General features: G+C 63.9%; 15 protein-coding genes. 8 read left to right on the top strand and 7 right to left on the bottom strand.

Annotated elements, in window-relative coordinates; translation table 11 throughout:
• Window positions 1-386: 386 nt before the first annotated feature.
• The gene (locus CP557_RS03295; RefSeq protein WP_245852880.1) at window positions 387-1907 is read left to right on the top strand and encodes a right-handed parallel beta-helix repeat-containing protein; all 1521 of its coding nucleotides are present in this window, start codon (window positions 387-389) and stop codon (window positions 1905-1907) included.
• 181 nt (window positions 1908-2088) lie between these two features.
• Entirely contained in the window at window positions 2089-3711 is a 1623-nt protein-coding gene (locus tag CP557_RS03290; protein WP_097378591.1) for a flippase, read from the top strand.
• Between the two features lie 196 nt (window positions 3712-3907).
• Here the strand turns inward: CP557_RS03290 and CP557_RS03285 are convergent, their stop codons facing one another.
• Together CP557_RS03285 and CP557_RS03280 are read right to left on the bottom strand one after the other, a co-directional pair.
• Window positions 3908-4966: a glycosyltransferase family 2 protein gene (locus CP557_RS03285; protein ID WP_097378590.1), complete on the bottom strand. Its 1059-nt coding sequence runs from the start codon at window positions 4964-4966 to the stop codon at window positions 3908-3910.
• Between the two features lie 70 nt (window positions 4967-5036).
• A complete protein-coding gene (locus CP557_RS03280) occupies window positions 5037-6302 on the bottom strand; it encodes a polysaccharide deacetylase family protein (RefSeq protein WP_097378589.1) in 1266 nt (421 codons plus the stop codon).
• A gap of 179 nt (window positions 6303-6481) precedes the next feature.
• Here CP557_RS03280 and CP557_RS03275 point away from each other — a divergent pair, with 179 nt between their 5' ends.
• Together CP557_RS03275 and CP557_RS03270 are read left to right on the top strand one after the other, a co-directional pair.
• On the top strand, window positions 6482-7456 hold the full coding sequence (locus tag CP557_RS03275; RefSeq protein WP_097378588.1) for a glycosyltransferase family 2 protein: 975 nt from the start codon (window positions 6482-6484) through the stop codon (window positions 7454-7456).
• A 148-nt stretch (window positions 7457-7604) separates the two neighbouring features.
• Window positions 7605-8804: a PKD domain-containing protein gene (locus CP557_RS03270; protein ID WP_097378587.1), complete on the top strand. Its 1200-nt coding sequence runs from the start codon at window positions 7605-7607 to the stop codon at window positions 8802-8804.
• A gap of 182 nt (window positions 8805-8986) precedes the next feature.
• Here CP557_RS03270 and CP557_RS03265 read toward each other — a convergent pair whose 3' ends face one another.
• Complete coding sequence (locus CP557_RS03265) at window positions 8987-10315, bottom strand: polysaccharide deacetylase family protein (protein WP_097378586.1); 1329 nt, start codon at window positions 10313-10315, stop codon at window positions 8987-8989.
• A 223-nt stretch (window positions 10316-10538) separates the two neighbouring features.
• Between CP557_RS03265 and CP557_RS03260 the strand changes: the two genes are divergently transcribed.
• Together CP557_RS03260 and CP557_RS03255 are read left to right on the top strand one after the other, a co-directional pair.
• The gene (locus CP557_RS03260; RefSeq protein WP_097378585.1) at window positions 10539-12242 is read left to right on the top strand and encodes an asparagine synthetase B family protein; all 1704 of its coding nucleotides are present in this window, start codon (window positions 10539-10541) and stop codon (window positions 12240-12242) included.
• A 320-nt stretch (window positions 12243-12562) separates the two neighbouring features.
• Window positions 12563-12958 (top strand): hypothetical protein, encoded by a 396-nt coding sequence (locus tag CP557_RS03255; protein WP_097381511.1) that lies wholly within the window; start codon window positions 12563-12565, stop codon window positions 12956-12958.
• A gap of 66 nt (window positions 12959-13024) precedes the next feature.
• Here CP557_RS03255 and CP557_RS03250 read toward each other — a convergent pair whose 3' ends face one another.
• Complete coding sequence (locus CP557_RS03250) at window positions 13025-13636, bottom strand: DUF7344 domain-containing protein (protein WP_097381510.1); 612 nt, start codon at window positions 13634-13636, stop codon at window positions 13025-13027.
• Between the two features lie 387 nt (window positions 13637-14023).
• On the opposite strand from CP557_RS03250, the gene CP557_RS03245 reads away from it, so the two are divergent.
• Window positions 14024-15013, top strand: coding sequence for a DUF1616 domain-containing protein (locus tag CP557_RS03245; protein ID WP_097378584.1), 990 nt, complete (start codon window positions 14024-14026; stop codon window positions 15011-15013).
• On the top strand, window positions 15014-15592 hold the full coding sequence (locus CP557_RS03240) for a metal-dependent hydrolase (protein ID WP_097378583.1): 579 nt from the start codon (window positions 15014-15016) through the stop codon (window positions 15590-15592).
• 411 nt (window positions 15593-16003) lie between these two features.
• Here CP557_RS03240 and CP557_RS03235 read toward each other — a convergent pair whose 3' ends face one another.
• The 3 genes from CP557_RS03235 to CP557_RS03225 are packed head-to-tail and all read right to left on the bottom strand — an operon-like array spanning window position 16004 to window position 20002.
• Window positions 16004-17980, bottom strand: coding sequence for a hypothetical protein (locus tag CP557_RS03235; protein ID WP_097378582.1), 1977 nt, complete (start codon window positions 17978-17980; stop codon window positions 16004-16006).
• The gene (locus CP557_RS03230; RefSeq protein WP_097378581.1) at window positions 17970-18932 is read right to left on the bottom strand and encodes a glycosyltransferase; all 963 of its coding nucleotides are present in this window, start codon (window positions 18930-18932) and stop codon (window positions 17970-17972) included. The genes CP557_RS03235 and CP557_RS03230 overlap by 11 nt, the downstream gene beginning before the upstream one ends.
• The gene (locus tag CP557_RS03225; protein ID WP_097378580.1) at window positions 18932-20002 is read right to left on the bottom strand and encodes a DUF354 domain-containing protein; all 1071 of its coding nucleotides are present in this window, start codon (window positions 20000-20002) and stop codon (window positions 18932-18934) included. Before CP557_RS03225 ends, CP557_RS03230 begins: the two co-directional genes overlap by 1 nt.
• Window position 20003 lies beyond the last annotated feature (1 nt).

Below are 20003 nucleotides of genomic sequence, written 5' to 3'. Positions count from 1 at the left end.
CCCGGTAGGTGACTCGCTCGAAGGACGGTTGAGTCCGGATACGAGGGTTTTAACAGGCTACTAAGCTCACGTCTGGAACGCAGAAAAACCGACGATACTGTGGTCGAAGCAGCCGATTGTGATTCGTGCAACCGTTCCGTCAATCGGGAACGTGGTGGCCACCCTGGCCGCGCCGTCCGGCGATTCGAACTTAAAAGCTTGCTATCCGAATCCATAGATACTGGACCCCATCATCACTCATATTGAAACGAATCTCAATGTCGGAACGAAGTGGTATGCAGCGGTCGAATCGCGACGTTTCTCGTCGTTCTCGGACGATCGGTGGGAACGCGGATCGATCATCTCTCGACGAGTCGGCTTCGAAGACGCGATCGCGACGGACGTTCATGGGAGGGGCTGTGGCCGCGTGTGCCGCCGGAATCGGACTGACCTCGACTGCCAGTGCATCCTCGGAGCCCTACGGGAACTACTACGACGACTACGAAACCGTCGTGGACGTCACCGAGGCGGGAGCGGACGATACCGGGACCGAATCGATCACCCCCGTTCTCGAGGAACTCCGCGGTGACGAGACGCTGCTCGTGTTCCCCGAGGGGGAGTATTACATGGACGAACAGTTCAGGTTCACGGGCTTCGATAACTTCGGCGTCGTCGGCGAGAACGCGACGCTGATCCCGGCGAACTACCACGAGTTCGACGGCCCACAGTATCGACTGTTCCGCCTCGGTGTCTCGTACAGCCCCGGGGGACGTCTCCGCTTCGAGGGGTTCGACGTCGATCAGACGGCACCCGACACCGGGATCAGGACGATCGAGGCCTACGCCGACGACCGACTCGAGGTCCGCGACGTGACGATCAACGGCTACCACGACAGCGGGACCTGGGGGCCGGGACTGTTCAACGTCACCGACCCCGACGGCCGAGGCATCGTCGAACGGTTCCGCGCACCGGACGGCGGCGCGTGGGTGAACGATACGCCGAACGCGGGCAACCGCTGGCGCGGCCCGATCGGCATCGAAGCGAATCAAAACGCGGGAACGCTCGAGTTCAGGCGCTGCTGGCTCGGTGGCTTTCCGAACAACGGTCTCTACGCGGCGGGCGGCGACGGGACGATCGTCGTCAACGGGGGCCTCTACCGGAACAGCAACGGTGCGAACGTTCGCGTCGGCGGCCGGGACAGTGAAATTCGGTGGCCGACGGTCGAAGTCGATTCGACCCGACCGGAGGACGAATCCCAGCGCGGCATTCGGATCGAAAACGGCCGAAACATCGACGTCTACGGTGCCGCCGTCGAGATCACCTCTCCCAAACCGACCAGCCACGCGATCTCGGTGATGAATACCTGCGAAAGCGCTCGAATCGAGAATACCCGCCTGCAAATCACGGGAGGAGAAGTGAATCACGGGATCGTCCTCTCGCCCGAGTGCGGCGAGGCGACGATCGTCGACACGGAGATCACCCACGAAACCGCGGGCGGCTATCCGCTCTGGATCCGGGACAGCGACAGCGCCGGACAGGTGCTCTGCGAGCACCTCACGATTTCGGGGCGTGCTGGCGATGCCAGCGGCTTCCGCGACGGCATTCGCTGTGAACGGGACGACTGTCGGTTCAGTCACGTCGACATCACGCAGCGCGGGCGCGACGGCGTGGATCGAAACGCCATCGTCAACACGGGCGCGGATCTGACCGTCTACGAGGGCGAACTGCGGGCCAGTCAGTATCCGTACGTCGACCTCGGGTCCGGCACGCTCGTCCGTGACTCGACGCTCGAGTCGTCGGCCGGCCACGAGGCCGTCTGTCTCTACTCGTCGTCGACGAATCCGAGCTTCAAGAAGAACCGGCTGGTGAACGGGATTCGCGACCTCGGCGCGAGCGGCGTCACGACCTGGGAGAACACCTACGAGTAGCCCACAGCGTCGTCGATATCGGAGACTGCGCTCCAAAGATTCGTCTTTCGGACCCGTTTACCCTCCGTATAATAACGCCACGCTGTCCGCACCGTGTTGCTACAGTGAGTACGTCGGATCGTGACCGATCGTCGGGGATGAACGCTGTCGATTGGCAACTCGACCAGTTCGGGGTGAACCCGTGAACAGAAGTATCGCGAGCGGCGTCGTCTCGGTAGTCAGCGCAAAGGTCGTCGTTCTCGTCGTTACTGCGCTCTCGACGCCGCTGCTCTACCGGTTTCTCGGCGCATCGGCGTTCGGCGAGTACGCGTTTTTGCTGTCCGTCTTCGCGATTTACATGATTTTCGTCAGTTCCGGAGTTACAGACGGAGTACGGAAATTCCTCGCGGAGGACCGCGCCGCGGCGAACTGGAGCGAGCACGTCGTCGGCTTCTACTTCCGGCTGGCGGTCTCCCTCGCCGTTCTCGGCGCGCTCGTGCTTGTCGTCGCGACCCGATTCGGGATCGTCTCCCTCGTGTTCGGGTCCGAACTGACGACGTATTTCTACGTCCTCGCCGCGCTCGTGGTTTCGGCCCAGTTTCGCGATTACGCACGGAAGACGCTCATGGGGTTCGGACTCGAGCGGTACTCGGAACCGCTCAAGGTCCTCGACAAACTCGGCTTCGTCGCGGTCGCGATCCCGCTGACCTACGTCGGCGTCGGCGTGATGGGGGCGCTCGCGGGCCACGTGTTCGCGAGCGTCCTCGTCGCCGCGGTCGGACTCGTCCTCGTTCACCGACGGGTTCCGCTGTCGTGCGTGTTCACCAAGCCGTCGGCGCGGTTTCCCCGAAAGGAGATGTTCGCGTTCAACTCGATGAGTATCGCGCTGATCTTCCTGCTGATGTCGCTCTACCACATCGACATCGTGATGCTCCACCGGTTCCGGACGGACGCGGCGGTCGGGAACTATCGGGCGGCGCTGACGCTCGCCGAGTTCCTCTGGTTCGTCCCGATGGCGATTCAGACGGTCTTCGTCCACTCGACGTCGGAGCTGTGGTCGCAGAACCGCTACGGGAAGATTTCGGCGCTCGCCTCGCGGACGACGCGCTACACGTTTCTGCTGACGGCCGTCATGGCCGTCGGGCTCGCAGCGCTGGCAAACGTCGCCGTCCCGATCTACTTCGGAACCGAGGCCGAGCCGGCGATCACGCCCCTGTTGCTCTTGCTCCCCGGAGCGCTCGGTTTCGCCCTCGCACGACCGATTCTCGCGGTATCGCAGGGGGAAGGGACGCTCCGGTATCCGGTCGTGGCTACCGGCGGCGCGGCGCTGATCAACCTGGTACTCAACGTCGCCCTCATTCCGCGCTACGGGATGCAGGGTGCGGCCGTCGCGACCAGCGTCGGATACGGGTCGATGTTCGTCTTCCACTGCTGGAGCGCTCGACTCGTCGGCTTCGATCCGCTCGACGACGCCCGAATCGGACGCTCGGTTCTGACGACCGTCCTCGCGGCCGTTCCCATCGTCGCCCTCTCGACGGCGATCACGAACCCGTGGCTCGCGCTCGCGGTCGTCCCGCCCGTCGGGTTCGCGATCTTCGTCGCGTTCGCGCTCCTCATCGGTGCACTGGATCCCGCCGAACCGTTCGAGGTGCTGTCGGCGTTTCCGGACCCGATCGGGTCGACGGCGGACGTGATCGCCAGTCGAATCGCGGGTGCCGGGAGCGATGGATCCACTCGTAATTGGTTGCAGGTCCTCCTGTTCGTCGCCGGGCTGTCCCTACTCGTCTCGGGGCTCGCACTGGGAGTACTCGACCCCGGCGTGTGAGCACCGCTCCCCGACGCGAGACGGATCGAGGGTCGTCGTTCTTCGGCCGGGGGACACTCTTTTTTCGCAGCCGTCGCTCGAGCGAGACGAGATCACACTCATCACGACATCGCGACGCGGGCTCTCACCGCTGCTACGTCGGGGTGAATTAGGGGGAAAAGCCGAACGGAACACGCGACGGCTGCGACCCACGACGCTATCGTACCTGCGTCTCGAGGGATTCGCTCTCAGCCATGTCGAACACCATCGCGAGCAGGAGGAACGCGGTTCCAGCGACGAACAGCACCAGACTCGTCGCGCTCCGAACGGGCGGAACGTCGCCACTCGAGAGCGCGGAAACAAGCGACGTTCCCGCGCCGAGAACGGCGCTCGCAGCCGTCCCTGCGCCGAACAGGTAGAGCAGTGCGAGCGGGTGGAAGTCGAGCACGAGATACTTCGTTTGCAGCCGCCACAGGAAGTTGCGTAGCAACATCAGGGACACCTTCGGAATGTATCGCGAGTACGTGATACTCGACTCCTCTTCGCCGTAGACGGCCGGCATCGCCACGTCGGCGACGCGCATTCCGTGGACGTTCAGTTTGACCAGCAGGTCGTTGCAGTAGCCATAATACTCGTAGAGGGCCGGCACGTCGATCGCCGCGAGCGCGTCGTGCGAGATCGCCGTGTACCCGTTCTGGGGGTCCATCGTCTTCCAGTACCCGGACGCGATCTTCGTCAGGAACGTCAGGGTCGCGTTGCCGACGAACCGAAACCGCGGCATGGCGGCTCGGTACTCCCGGGACAGGAGCCGGTTCCCCTTCGTGTAATCGGCCTCGTTCTCCACGATCGGATCGAGGAGTCGCTGCATCCGCGAAAGGTCCATCTGGCCGTCCGCGTCGACGGTGACGGTCGCGTCCACCCCGTCCGCAAGCGCGGCGAGATAGCCGGTCTTGATCGCGCCGCCGGCACCGCGGTTCTCGCGGTGCTCGATCGGGACGACCCGACCGATGGCGTCGCGGACCGTGGCCCGACTCGCCAGTGCGGACGCACCGCCGTCGGCCGCGAGCCGCTCGACGGTCTCGCCGGCAGGGCCCTCGTTCTCGCTCGCGTCCGTCCGCGCGGCCTCGAGGATTTCGTTCAGTGTGCCGTCGGTCGACCGGTCGTCGATCGCGTAGATCCGATCGACGTACGCCGGCATCCCGCGGATCACGTCGCCGACGAACCCCTCCTCGTTGTAGGCGGGTATCACGACGCCGACGCTCGCGCCCCGGTACATCAGCGGTCACCCCCGATCACGGCGGCGCGATCGACGACGCTGGCATCGACGGCGTTCGGATCGGTCGCGATCATGCGACCTCCAGCAGTTCGGTGGCGGTGACGACATCGACGTTCCGGCCGTCGATGTACTCGAGCAGGGCCGTGAACGCTCGCTCGCTCATGCCGTCCCCGCCGATGTGTTCGAAGTGCAAGACGGCGAGCTGGTCGTACTCGGCGGCGTAGTCGACGTACGTTTCCGTCTCGTCGCCCGCATCGCCGGCGAAGAACCCGACGTTGTGCGGGTCGGTCAGCGGCAACCCGTTCGGGCCGCCGCCGAACCGGAAGGCCTGGTCGTGATACTCCCGGACGAGGTCGTTGGCCGTCGACCCGAGCACGTTCCGCGGCGTGACGAAGTGCCTCGCGCCGTCCTCGAAGCCGCGCTCCTCGAGGAACGCTTTCGTCCGCCGAATCAACTCCGCCTGCCGTTCGGGCGGAAACTCGTGGAGGAACCGCGAACCGGTTCGCGGACGGGCCGCCAGGTCCCAGCCCGCATCGTCCAGTTCGCCGAGTTGCTCGAGCGAGAGCCTGCCGTCGCCGTCGATGGCTTCGGGGATGACTGCTTCGACGCCCGCGAAGCCGTACGCGTCCATGCGTTCGAACGCGGTGGCGTGATGGCTCTCGAGGGTCCCGTCGAACAGCAACACGATCTTCCCCGTTTCGGGCCGATCGACCGCCCGGAGGTCGTCGACCCGGCAGTCGATCGGTCCGGTCATGTCACCGCGTCGGCGGGCGATCAACCGGATCTGACGCACGTCCGTGAGATCCGGCTGGGCGTCGATCCGGTCGGTACCGAAGTCGACGCGTACCCACCGATCGGTCGGTCCGGTGAGCGTCCGCTGCATGGCGTGTACGTTGCGCGAGTTCGGCGCGAACAACTCGAGCGTAAGATGAAGCTGGTCGCGACCGTCGAAGGCGACGGCCAGCGAGAGGGCCCGATCGCTCAGATCCAGTCCGTCAGGAACGGTCCTGTAGACGGCCGCGTAGTCGGTCTCGTCGGAGGCGGTGAGGCGAGCCGACTGCGACCCGGCGTAGGGGTCGTCCGTCCCGACCTCGAGTTCGCCGGCGTCGATCATCGCCGTCCATTCGTCGAGGTCTTCGAAGCGGTCGATCGATTTCCCCGGCCCGTCCGGACGGCTGCCGGTTCCGGACGCGGGGGACTCGTCTCCCGCCCGGACCGATGTCGGCTCGCCGCCCGCACCGCGCCATTCGCGCACCTGCGAGAGACAGCCGGCGAGACCGAGCGTTCCCGCCGCTGCAACCGCGGTTACGAACGATCGTCGGTTTCGATTCGTCATCGACCGCGTCGACGAACCGTCCGCCCTTTCTTATACGGGCGTTAGTGCGTTCGTCGCTGCTCTCGCCGTGTGGCTCGAGAACGCCACGGCGGCGACCGGTCGGGTCGTCGGCCGGTGACGCCGGGACGTGACGCTTATTCAGGCGATAATAATCCTTGACGACCCGGAAGTACCGGGAAATGACTCGCGTCAGCGTCATCATCCCGACGTACAACAGAGCGGCGACGCTTCCGATCGCGATCGACAGCGCGCTCGAGCAGACGGTCGACGACCTCGAGGTGGTCGTCGTCGACGACGGCTCGACGGACGACACCGACTCGGTGCTGGCGGCCTACGATGACCCACGGGTCCGACCGGTCGTGCACGCCACCAATCGGGGCGCAAACGTCGCTCGGAACACGGGACTGGAGTACGCACGCGGGGAGTACGTCGCCTTTCTGGACTCCGACGACGAGTGGCACCCCGAGAAACTCGAACGCCAGCTTGCGGCCCTCGAGGATCGCTCGAGCGACTGGGTCGGGACCTACTGTGATTCGGCGTACGACCTGTCCGGAACGACCGGTCGGCTCCGTTCGACCGCCGCAGCCGTCCTCGCTCGAGGTGACGACGAACCGACGCGGGAGGGGAACGAGGAACTGATCGGCGAGATCCTCGCGGACAACGTCCAGCCGGGAGCCGGCTCGACGCTACTCGTCCGGACCGAGGTCGCCAGGGACGCCGGCGGCTTCGACGAGGACCTCGACCGGTTCCAGGATCCGGAGTTCTGTCTGCGCGTGCTCGAACAGGGGAAACTCGCCTACGTCGACGAGGTGCTCGTCCGGCGCGAGGATACCGGTCACCCGTCGGCGGCCGTCGTCGCGAACGCGAGCGAACGGTACCGCTCGGCGTACGCGGCCGAGATCGATCGCTTCGAGGACCGGGGCTACGAGATCCGCTCGAGCCACGAACTCGTCCTCGCGAAGCGGTATTTCGCGGCGGGGCGGTTCCTGCGTGGCGCGTGGCACTTCCGCAAGGCCGCAGCGTCGCCGCGGGCGTACCCCGGCGTCGGCTGGGTCGCCGGTGTCGGTGTTCGACGGCGGCCACGTCCGGTCGTCGCGACGCTCGTCGTCCTGCTCGTCGCGACGGCGGTCGGTCGGCGTGTACTCTCCCGGTGAGTACACCGATTCGCCGCCGATCGGTTCCGATCCGAAACGCCCGGTGAGCGGGTTCTCGCGGCGCAGATCGTTGCAAAAGCGGAACGAGACCGTTTCCGCCGGTTATCGTATCGGTAGTAAAACCGACCGGCACCGACTGAACTGACGGATGAGACGCGATACACTCTCACGACGATCTCTATTGGCCGCCACAGCCGGTTGTACGCTCATCAGCACCAGCGTCGCCAGCGTCGTTGGCAACACGGCGCAAAACGACGGCGAGGGCGTCAATCGGGACTCCATCCTCGTTCGCGAGGGAACGGACGAAGAGACCACCGTGTCCGTGACGACCGGGGGCGCGGACGGTCCGACGGCCGTCGTCGTCGGCGGCATGCACGGGAACGAGGTCGCGGGCTACGCGGCCGCAGGTCGGATCGCTGATCTGACGATCGACGCCGGGACGCTCGTGACGGTTCCCGAGGCCAACGCCGTCGCGATCGAGCGTGGGACCAGAAACGACGACGAGGGGACCAACCTCAACCGCCAGTTCCCCGAGGGGGAGACGCCGGACACACGGCTCGCGCGGGAACTCTGGGACGTCGTCAGCGAGTCCGATCCCGACATACTGATCGATCTCCACGAGTCGACGGGTATCTACGCGGGCGATCCCGCGGACGGCGTCGGACAGGCGATCTTCCACTCGAGCGGCGACGAAGCGGCCGACGCCGCGACGGACGCCGCCGACTTCGTCACCAGAAATCACGTCGACGATCCCGCTCTCGCGTTCCAGACCGGTCCCTTCTCCAAACCCGACACCGACCCGGCGGGCCTGCTCGCCCACAAGGCCGCCCGCGATCTGGACGCCGATGGGTTCCTGGCGGAGACCCTCTCGACCGGCGTCGAACTCGAGACCCGCGTTCAGTGGCACACGGCGATCGTCGAGCGGCTCCTCGAAGACGAACTCCTGCTCGACGCCGACGACGGCAGTCCGTCCGAAGAACCGGTCGACGAGGAGCCGGCGGACCCCGAGCCCGAACCCGAAGAGCCGGTCGACGACGGTGCGGACGGTGACGAGAGCCCCGAGGCGGAGTCGCCGATCGCACGGATCGGGACCCGTCCGGCGTCGGCGACGGAAACGGTTCTCGAGCCGGGTCAGACGGTCACCCTCGACGCCTCGAAGTCGCGCGATCCGGACGGCGAACTGGTGGCCTACGAGTGGTGCGTCGGTGCCGACGGCTCGTTCGAGGCGGCCGGCGAGACGATCGAAGTGACGATCGGTGCGAACGGCGATCATCCGGTCGCGTTGCGCGTCGTCGACGACGACGGATCGACCGATATCGATCGGATCACGCTCTCGGCGAACTGCTGACTCGATCGTCGAGTCCTGCCGTCCACCGTGGCGACACTCACCGGTACCCACCGACGCTCCCAGCTCGTGAACGGAGCCCCATCGCTTCTGGTTCGTGAGCGGGGAGCCGTCGCTACCGGAGCGTCGGTCGTTTCGGGGAGTCGTCCACGGACTGCAAGCGAGGCGCCGACGGGAACCGAAAATCAGCGGTCGCCCGCTCGCAGTCGCCAGAGGTCGTCGAAGGTAATGACCTCGACGTCGGCGCTGTCGATGTGCTCGAGTAGCGTCTCGTAGTCGCCCTCGGGCATCGTGTTGTCGGCGTCGAACGTGTGGAAGTTCAAGATCGTACACTGGTTGTGCTGGGCGGCGAGATCGACGCTCCGTTTCGAAATCCCGAGGTCGTGTCCGATCGTCCGCGGCAACGCCAGGGGATCGAAGCCGTAGACGCTCGTCGTGTTGACGCTCCCGGACTGATTGAAGCCGCCACAGTAGTGGTAGGCGGTCGTCTGCTCGAGGCTCGTCTTGTCGAAACTGTTGTGGGGATGGACGATGTAGTTCGCCCCTTCGAAGCCGTTATCGATGTACCACCGTTTGTCGTTCCTGAGCCGTTCCTCGAGTACGTCTTCGTCGTCGAGTTCGTGAATCGGATCGTGCGTCCCGTGGACGACGATCTGATCGCCGGCTTCCTGGCGCTCCTGCAGTTCCGAGAGCGACATGACTCCCGCTCGTCCCTGTTCGACCCACCGCGGCACCGGTGCCTGGACCGCCGGGAACCCGTACTCGTCGTGGAGCGGCGCGGCGGTCTCGTAGTAGTCGAGCATCCCGTCGTCCCAGCTCAACATGACGTACCCCTGGTCGGGCGTCTCGTGGGTCCGCAGATCGTCGACCCAGACCTCCGCCTCCGGCATGGAGTGGAGCACCTGAATCTCGAGCCGATCCAGATAGTCCAGCGACGGTCCGACCTCGTCCTGCTGGAAGACGCCGGGACTCGTCCGGAACCAGCCGATGTCGGGAGCGCGGTACCTGATTTCCCGAAGCGAGTACACCTTCTCGGTGCCGAACTGGTCGACGAGACGCAGGTTGATCGCGATGCTCTGGGGCGTCGTCGTCCGGACCATCACGGAGAGGTCCGTTTCCGTCAGGTCTTCCCCCTCGAGGCTCCGCTCCGCGACGATATTCTCGCTGCCGTTCGACTGGAGCTTGAAGCTCTGCTCACCGTCGAACACGACGTCCGTGTCCGCTTCGCCGGATCCTCGACTGACGGTCCAGGCATCGAGATCACCGAAATCGTCGAGCGCTTCGCCCGGCTGGCGATACCGTTCTCGACTGTCGAATTCGGTCTCGAGCGGCGGCATCCCGTCCGTGAGTCCGGGCGTCGAGCCGTCCGAACCGGCCGGGGGTTCGTCCGCTGAATCGCCGTTGATTTCCTCGGACGCCGACTTGAGCCGATCCGCACAGCCGGCCATACCGGTGAGTCCGGCCGCACCCGACAGTGCGAGGAACCGACGTCGCGTCGCGCGTTTCCGTGACATTGACGATCCGAAGCTACCGACAGCGATCCCATTATTATAGATCCGATAGTCCGGAGCGACAGTCGTCCGACTCGCCTCGAATCCGTCGCATCGACGCTTAAGGGTAGCATAGTAATTGAGTGCTCGTCCGAAGGTGGCCCACGGAGGCGTACGGACACGAAGATCGGTTGGAACGCGATTCTTCCCCGCGGGACCGTACGCCGTCTGTGAGGACGTTTCGACGATGAACAGGGAACTCTTCGGCGTATTCGGCGGTATAGACGCGTTCGAGCGGTTCAGATCCAGCGACGAATTCGACGAGGTGCTCGCTGGATCGATGCTTACGGTCGGAATCAGCGATTCCGATCTCGGCGCACCCGGCTGGAGCGCCGCGTACACCGGCGATGAGGGGTGCTGTCTCGTCTGGGGCGAGGCGTACGTCCCTGGGGACGAACCCAACGCCGCACGCTGGCTTCTCGAGCGCTACGAGACGGACGGACGGCATGCGCTGACGGCGCTCAATGGGTCGTATCTGGCCGTCGTCGATGCCGAGTCGAGCGATGACGCGTTCGTCGCTACTGACCCCATTCGATCCCGGGAGTGCTTCTATACTGACGATTCGGGGACTCGCGTCTTCGGAACCGACGCTGCTGCGATCGGCCGCACCATCGCGGAGCCGACGCTCTCTCGGGACGGCGTCCTCGAATTCCTCCACCTCGGGGTTGTCCTCGGCGAGAAGACGACCGTCACGGAACTCCATCGGCTGCCGATCGACAGCCGTCTCACGCCCGCGTCGATCGACTCGCTCGATCGATTCGTCTACGACCCACAGCCGCCACAGGAATTCGACGCTGTCGACGAACTCGCCGATCGACTCGAGCGGGCACTCCGACGGCGATCGTCGCTCCCGGGGCGAAAGGGCGTGCTCCTCTCGGCCGGCTACGATTCGCGAATCCTCCTCTCGCAAGTCGACGACATCGGCTGCAGTTATACGGTGGGATCACTCGAGGCACAGGAGGTCCGTGGCGCGCGATCGCTCGCCGCTCAGTACGGCGCGAGCCACACTGCCTTCCCACCGGACGAGCGCTACCTCCGGCCCGACGAGTCGAAGAGTCGCTACTCACAGGGGATCAAAGAGTCCCTGCACATCCACCACGCCGGCTACACGGACGACATCGAGGTCGACACGATGTATCACGGCCTCCTCTGTGACACGTTCTTTCGCGGCCATTTCACCGCCTCGGAAACCATCGACCTCCTCGATAAACGCATTCCGACCGGCCGGCTCGATCCGGATCCCGACCCCGTCGAGGTACTCCTCGAGAAACTGGGCTACAGCCGCGAGGCCAGCCTCGAACTCGCCGAACAGACGGCATTCGACGTGGCTCCGGACGCGTTCGTCAGGGACGCTATCGGCGACGAGTTCGCGGCCAGACGGGGCCGCGCGGAGACGGTCCAGAACGCGCTCACCTGCTGTGGCATCGCAAATCAGCCGTCGATGCCCTTCCACAATCACCTGTCCGATCACTTCGTGACCTCGTTTCTGGCGACGGATCGCGACCTGATCGATTGGCACCTCCTGACACCACCGGAAGACCGAACGACGGGCACGTTCCTCCAGGCGTGTGAGCAAATCGACGACGACATCCTGCGACACCGACCGCCCGATCGACCGCACGATGCAACGCTGCTCAACGAGGTGGAAGGCTTCGTTCGTCGGAAGACACCGGTTCTCTCGTCGTTCGAACCGCCGTGGCCGGACCGCAAGACGCTCTTCGAACGACACGACTTCGACCGACGGCTGTTGGGTGACCTCGAGCACGTCCATCACCTGCCGGCCAGGCACAAACTCAGACTCACCGATCTCCGCGGATGGCTCGAGTGCTGGTCGGGATCACGGGACCAACTCCAGTCGTGGCTGTGGCCACCGGAGCGGACGGTCACGTAACGCGCTCGGTCCGATCCGGCCGGAGAGAGAATAGAGTACCAATTGATCCGATTGACACACCGATCGAACAGCCGTCGCGCGATCGTCTGCATCGACTTTCAGTGAGTACGATCGTTGCTGGGGTCTCACGGTGGCGATCATCCGTGAAAGTCACTCTACGTGCTATTTATTCCGTTCACGGGGAATAAACCGTGAGAAGCCTTATATACCACGCCGTTTAAGCGCGGAATATGCGTCTGACGCCGTCTTGGTTGCGTTCTTCGTCCAACGAATCCGACGAAGAGCGGTCTGGGGCTTCGGATACGTGTTCGGGCGTGACGATGATCTACGCTCCAGGGAGTGATTTCTCGTCGGGCCGAGAAGCCGATACTCGAGTCGAGCGGTTCCTTCCGGAATCCGATGACGCGCTCGTGGACGTCATCAACGAGATGAACACACCCGTGACCGTCGACGAAGTCGCCGATGCGTTGATCGAACCGGCCTACACGTCGATCGAAACGTGGGCATCCATCCACGAGCGACTCCATCAGGAGCGCCTGCCAGCACTCGACGAGTCGGGTGCCATCGAGTTCGACGAGACACAGGGGCTGGTCGAGCGGTCCGTTACTCACACGGGCGGAGGTCAGCGATTCTCACCGGCCGTGCTCGCAACGATTTCGATCGGGTTGTTGCTCCTGTTCATCGCGCTCGTCTCGGTTTCCGTCCTGATTTCGTAACGAGCAGACGGATACTGTCTCCGGTCGTCGGTTCGGTCTGCGTCGGGACGTGCGTGGGAGTCAACATCAGTTGACGAGTCGCTTGATCGTGACCATCGTAAAGACCGTGAGGATGAGCGCGCTCAGACCGATCCCCGAGAGGAGCGAGGCGAACGGCAACTCGATCACTGCACCGAGGAGAATCGCGTAGGAGACGACCGTTGCACCGAGATAGTAATCGTCCCACTGTGGGCTCTCGGAGCGTTGCTCATCGGTCGAGACCTCGGTCGAGTCCAATTCGAGGTATCGGTCGACTCGGTCAGCAGGGGGCTTTCGCTCGACGAGTCCGCGGTTTTGCTGGTACTCGATCAGGCCCGCCTTGTCGAGTTTCGAGAGATGGGACTGATAGAGGGGGATGTAGACGCGCTGACGCTGTGTCGACGTGAGGTTTTCGACGGTAGTATCGTGTTCCCACGCGGCGACCTGCTCTGCGACATCGCGCATGCGTACGGGCCCTTCAGTTCCTCGGAGATACCGAAGCACCATCCGACGGCGTTCGTTCTGCAGGAGATGAAAGATTTCGTCCTTCGAAAACGCAGGCTCCTCGGAGAGGCAATCAGCGTCCTCATCCGCACCCTGACGGTCGTCGATCACACCGGCCTTATCCTTCTCTTCGGAGCTGATATGTTTCGCTTTCATTGCGCCAATCACCCCTATTCAGGAGAGGGTAATAAAGTATGGATACCGTGTATCCCTGAATTTCATACTTTACGTATTTTCACGAACTCCTATATCATTTTCCGCCATTTTTATACCGAAATATCGGGCACCAGAGGCCCAAATACCCGAGTACTGGAATTGTCTACGGATATTTATTTCTAGAATAATAGCGCGCATATTTTTTACCTTCGTTCAGAATTTACGTTCATTCACGGTTCTATGACTCTCAAGAACGGACGGAAGTGACTTAAGCAAATTCGGTGTCGAGATCGTTATACTTCGATGGCGGACGACCGCCGGACTACCCCGTGGAATCGGGGCTTATCCCGGCGATAATAAACCGCTACTGTCCCTCATGATGAGGAAATGAGCGACACTCACTGGTGGTTTTTCGATCTCGCAGTCGTCATCGCGGTCACTGGCGCCCTCACGTTCGGCATTGTTTCAGGCATAGGCGGAGCTGTCAGAATCGCGCTGACGATTCCGCTCGTTCTCTTCCTTCCCGGGTATACGCTCGTCTCGGCCCTCTTTCCGGACGAGCCAAACGACGACTATCGGACCTTCGACGACGAGAAATCCGGACTCGGCAGTCCGTTGCTAGTCAGTGGTGGACTCGAGCCGATCGAACGAGCGGTCCTGTCAGTCGTGTTTAGTGTTGCGATCGTCCCCGCGATCACCCTTTTCGCGGCCGTAACCCCGGGGGGATTGACGCTAGAACCGGTACTCTCGGGGCTGGCAGTGATCACCGTCGTCCTCGCACTCTTCGCGATCGGTTCTCGATACCGCTGTCCGCCCGATCGGCGGTTCACACCCTCGATATCGTCGGTCTCACCGTTCTTTGCTCGGGATCGTCCGAGTCCGTACGAGCGAATCAGCTACCGACCGTACAACGTGGCCGTCGGGATCGGGCTGCTCCTGTTGCTCGCGAGCGGTGGCTTCGCCCTCGTGAACCCGCCGCAGCACGACGGGTTCACGGAACTATCGGTCGAATCGGAAAACGTGACTGGAGAAACAGGAACGATGTACGAGTCGACCTATACCGCGGGAGAGCGTCAGGAGCTACAGGCGACGATCACGAATCGGGAACACGAACAGCGGACCTACACGACCGTGGTGCTGCTCCAGCGGGTGAGCGACGACGGGACCAACGTGACCGTCGGCGAATCGGCCGAGCTAGACAGGAAGACGGCGACGGTTTCCGATGGCGACACGCACCGGCAGACCCTCGAGATCACGCCGACGATGCGAGGGGACGACCTTCGGTTGCTGCTGTTGCTATACGACGATGAACCGCCGGCGGAGCCGACGACCGACAACGCCTATCGCGTCGCCCGTCTTCCGATCGAGGTGGAATAGATGTGGCCATGGGAGCACTTCGCGTTCGCGTACGTCCTGTACTCGCTGACGACGAACGTGATCTTTCGGACGTCGCCCTCCGCTCGCGAGACGGTCGCCGTCGCCGTCGGGTCGCAGCTACCGGACCTCATCGACAAACCGCTCGCCTGGACGGTCGGTATCACGGACGTCGGCTATTCGATCGGACACTCGATGTTCGTCGCTCCGTTCGTTTGCCTCGCGGTGTACGCGATGGCCGTCCGGCGGGGGGAGCGAGCCCTCTCGGGTGCGTTCGCACTCGCGTACGTCTCACACCCGCTTGCCGACCTGTTCAGCCAGTTGCTCAGGGGACGGGTGGTCGACCCCCGAATCGTCCTCTGGCCGATTGCATCGCCGCCAGCGACCTCTCACGGCGGATTCCTCGACCACTTCGCTCGATACTTCGTCCGATACGTGCACCAACTCCTTACCGGCGGGCTGACGGTACAGATCGCGTTCCAGTTCCTGCTGGGTCTCGCCGTGCTGGCGCTCTGGTTGTTCGACGGTGCGCCGATCGTCGGTGATGTCTGGCGGCTGCTCCGCGCACAGCGACATCGCTGATCGTCGATCAACCGCTAAAGAAGCGGGTCTGCACGGACACTACGAGAGTAATCTACTTCGCCGGTCGCAAACGTCTGAGTCCTCACTGTGTGCTTCTCGTAACCGTTCTGCGTGATGTTCTCCAGTCGAAGGGTGGTGTCCCATTCGGGGCACAGAGCGTGACTCGAGTCACGGGTACGTCGAGGATCGCACAGAGAACGGTGTCGATCGTCGTAATCGAGTACAGGGACCAACGGTCGTGTCCGCCTCGAGGAGCCGCTGAGATCCGGGGACGGTCGTCAGAGACCCAGCCGATGGACGACCGGTGGTCGACTACACCATCGCCGAATGGAACGAGATCGACGGGTCCACGCACAGTCAGCCCGTTCCAGTGGTTCGAGAAGAAGCGGACGGTCGACGACGGCGGGACGATCAGCTACTCGACGGAGCGGGCGTACACATCGTCACATCCCCGTTCGTGTAGACCGTGGCCTGGTCAGGCCGACAGAGTTGCCCTCGAGCGAGCTGTGCGATCCGCGCCTCGCCGTCACTATCCGTGACGTACGTCGCGTCGGTCGATTGTGCCGATCGATAGACCGTGTAGTCGTGGTCCGCGACGCCGTCCTCGGGAACCGTCGCGGTCGTCGTCGACGGATACGCGCCGGTCCGACTGAACAACGTCTGATAGGGATGATCGGTGTGGAGTTGCTGATCGGGACGGATCTCTTCACCCCGGGGCGAACCGGTCAGCTCGCCGATCGACTCGGCCGCGGTGAGTTCCGATTCGTCGTACGCGAGGCGCTCGTGCTGGTTCGCGAAGACCGGGTTTTCGGCGTTGCTCTCGGCGGCGAGGACCATCGCACCCGGATAGACGAGCACGATGACGAGTAACACGGAAACGACCAGTGCCGGCGTCATGTTCCCTCTCAGCGTCCGTACTCCGATCGCGCCGAGGACTGCCATCGGCGCGTAGAGGAACGCGAACCAGCGCGTCGGAATGAAGCTCCGAATGCCGAACATCGGCAGTCCGAGGATGAACACCAGCATGAACGCCGCCGCCAGCAGGAGGGTGAACACCGACTGTTCGGCGCGTCTCCTGTGGACGACGTACAGACAGCCGACGAACGTGACACCGAGCAGGAGCAGGAATCCGAGGTTGTCCACATAGGGTACGAGCTGTTCGATCAGCGTGGGCGCAGCCTCTGCCCCCGCTTTGGCCCCGTCGGACGAGTCACCCGCGGTATTGAGGAATCCGGCGCTCTCCTCGAGCGTCTGCGTGAAGTAACTCAGGACCGTCGCGAGGAACGACTCCTGACGATACGGTGTCAGCGACCACACGAAGATCGTCAGTCCGAGGTTGAAGACGACGAGCCCGACGAGATTGACCGGCTTTTTCGTCCGGAAAACGCTCGTGTCGAGCCGGGTGAGCCCGAGCGGCCCGATCACGAACACGAGCTGTGCGAGAAACGCCGCGAGCAACAGGACGAGCATGATGAACGTCGACACCTGATGGGTGAGGATAACGGCGACGCTCAACAGGAGCAGGAGCGAGAAGTCCCGGATCGTGTACTCGATCCGCATCACGCGGATCAGCGCGTACAGCATCGCGAGGAAGAAGACGAGCCCCAGACTCGTGGGGATGAGCTGCATTCCCCACCTCGCGACGTGGCTCGCGAAGGCGTAGAACGCGGTCGCCAGCACCGCCCATCGCGGCGAGACGAGCAGGTTCGTGGTCGCGTAGACGAGCAAGGTCGACAGGGGCATCACGAGCCCGACGGAGAGGTACAACGCGGCGCGAATCGGGACGTCGTACAGCAGCGACGAGGCGGCGACCAGCAGGTGGTAAAACGGCGATCCGTAGTGTTTGTCGTGGGAAATCGCGCTGAGGGATTGCTCCGCGAGAATCGCGTCGACGAACTCCTGGTGCGTCCAGATATCGATCCCGATGTATCCCGGCGTCGCGTACAGCGCGGTGAACCGGAAGACGAACGCGAAGCAGACGATCTGGAGGAGCAGCAAGCCGGGGTGGAGGTCGCGATCGCCCGCGAAGATGATCTGGCCGATAACGAGCGTCCCGACGACGCTCGCCAGTCCAAAGAAGAGGTGCGTTCGCGCACCCTGAACGACCGCCAGCACCACGAGCCCCGTGAGTCCGACCAGAACGGCACTCGGGAGCGCCATCGACACCGCCGACGGAAGGGTCGGGAACGCCCGCGAGTCGTCCCGCTGATACAGGGAGAGGAGATACAACGCACACGCGGTGCCGAGGATCACCGGAACGGTATTGAGGTAAATCTGCGACATGAGAAATCGCAGCGGAAACAGCACCGCCGCGAGCAGGAATCCGCCGATCGCCGCGACGGTGTCGAGTCGCAACGGTCGCAGTTCCGACAGCGATCTATACGTCATGACTGACCCCCGTCGGATGGCTCAGCTCTTCGTCCCGGTCCACTAATCGGCCGTACAATCCGTGGAGACGCTCCCCGAGGGACTCGACGGAGAGTCCGTCGATCGACTCGCGACCGTCGGAACGCCCCTCATCTTCGATGGCCCGCTCGAGCCCGCCGAGGAGCGCCCCGTCGTTGTCGCTGACGACGCAGTTGGTCGCGCCGCGGACCGTCTCGCGGACGAATCCGACGTCCGTCGAGACGACCGGCAGGTTACACGCGGCGGCTTCCTTGACGACCATCGGGCCGCTTTCGCGTTTCGACGTGACCAGCAGGACGTCGCTCGCGTTCATGTAGTAGGGCATCGCCTCGTGAGCGACGCCGGAGACCGTTCGGAGTTCGACGTCGACGTCCGCGTGCTCGACGAGCCGACGGGCCCGTGGGAAGTCCTTGACCGAGCGGGTCCGGTCGTACGGGAAGAGCGCGACCGGTCGGTCGATCTCCCAGCCAATGTATTCGCGCGCCTGGGCTCTCGACATCGGTCGAAACAGTTCGGTGTCGACGCCGAAGGGAATCAGTCGGTGCTCGGTCTCGAGTTCGCGCGACATGGTTCGACTCGGGACGATCGCGGCGTCCGATCGGCGGGCACTGTGGCGACTGACTGATCGGAGCCACGACTGCTCGCTCATGAGATCGGTTCCCCACAGCGTCACGACGACCGGCCGCGTCGGCTGGGCGAGCGCGAAGGGGGCGACGAGCCCGTAGTTCGCGTGCACCAGGTCGTACGACGTCGATCGGACCGCCGAGAGTAGTTTCGGGTAGAATCGGGCGTAATCCACCGCCGACCGGCCCGCATCCCCGCTGTGTTCGCCGGGAACCGCCAGGACCGTACAGTCGACGCCGCGGTCCTCGAGGACCGACACCTGCTGGTCGAAAAACGGCCGCGGCGACGTGACCAGTTGGAGTACCTTCATCAGTGGCTAACATCGGCTGCAGGAGTCGATCGTCCCGCCGTACGTGCCCGTGCGAGCGTTTCGATTCGTCGGACGACGTAGTCCGTAACGTCGATCCGATCGGCGAGCAGGCGCTCGCGACGCCGTGCCCACGTGTCGGCTGGCTCCTCGACGACCGAGCTGGCCCGCTCGAGCCCGCGTGCGTGTCTCCCGTCGCCGTTGTATTCGAACAGCAGGCCGTACTCTTCCTCGAGCTCCGTCGTGTAGCCCAGCGAAAGCGGATTCACGTAGATCGCGGGCGTGCCGAGCACCGCGGCTTCCGCCGCGGTCGTCGCCCCCTCGCTCAGGACGACGTCGGCGTATGCGAGCAGGTCGTGCATCCGGTCCGGCGACGTCTCGAACTGATACGATTCGAGGGCGGCCGGCGGCTCTCCTTCGGCCGTCAGTAGAACCCGGACGCCCGCGTCCTCGAGTCGGTCGACGACCTCGCGGGGGTCGTCGAAGCCGCCGTGGCCGACGTCGTGGGAGGCGTCCCAACTGCTGAGTCGAACGACAGCAAACGACTCCTCGGGGCTGATCCCGACGTCGTCGAGTACCGTCGAATCGGGGTCGAACCGCTCGGGGTGGAGATAGGCGAGTTCGTGATAGCCCGGGTACGTCACTTGTTTCGGGCCGATATCGTCCCGATAACACGCCGGCGTGGCGATCACGTCCGCGAACGGATAGCCGAGGGTCGTGATGAGAGTCGCGTGTTCGGTGTCGTAGAAGACGAGACTCTTCGTTCGTACCATCGACGCGACGTGAGCGGCAGCGACGCCGCCGATCGCCGTGATTACGTCCGGATCGATCCGATGCGCTCGCCGCAGCAGTCGCCACTCGTACGTCGCCTGCACTGCCGCCAGCGAGACTAGGGAGTCGGATTCGCCGGCCAGTACCTCGTGATCGATGTCGTACGCCTCGAGGAGTCGGACGGCGACGCCGCTCTCCCGAGCGAAGACGTAGACGTCATGGCCTCGCGCTTCCAGTTCCGCGATCGGATTCCGGAAGAAGTGGACGTGGCCGGGGTGCTGGATCGTTATCATCGCTCGCATC

The sequence above is a fragment of the Natrinema ejinorense genome, assembly GCF_002494345.1.
Taxonomy (GTDB): Archaea; Halobacteriota; Halobacteria; order Halobacteriales; family Natrialbaceae; genus Natrinema; species Natrinema longum.
This window is presented reverse-complemented; position numbering and strand designations above follow the sequence as displayed.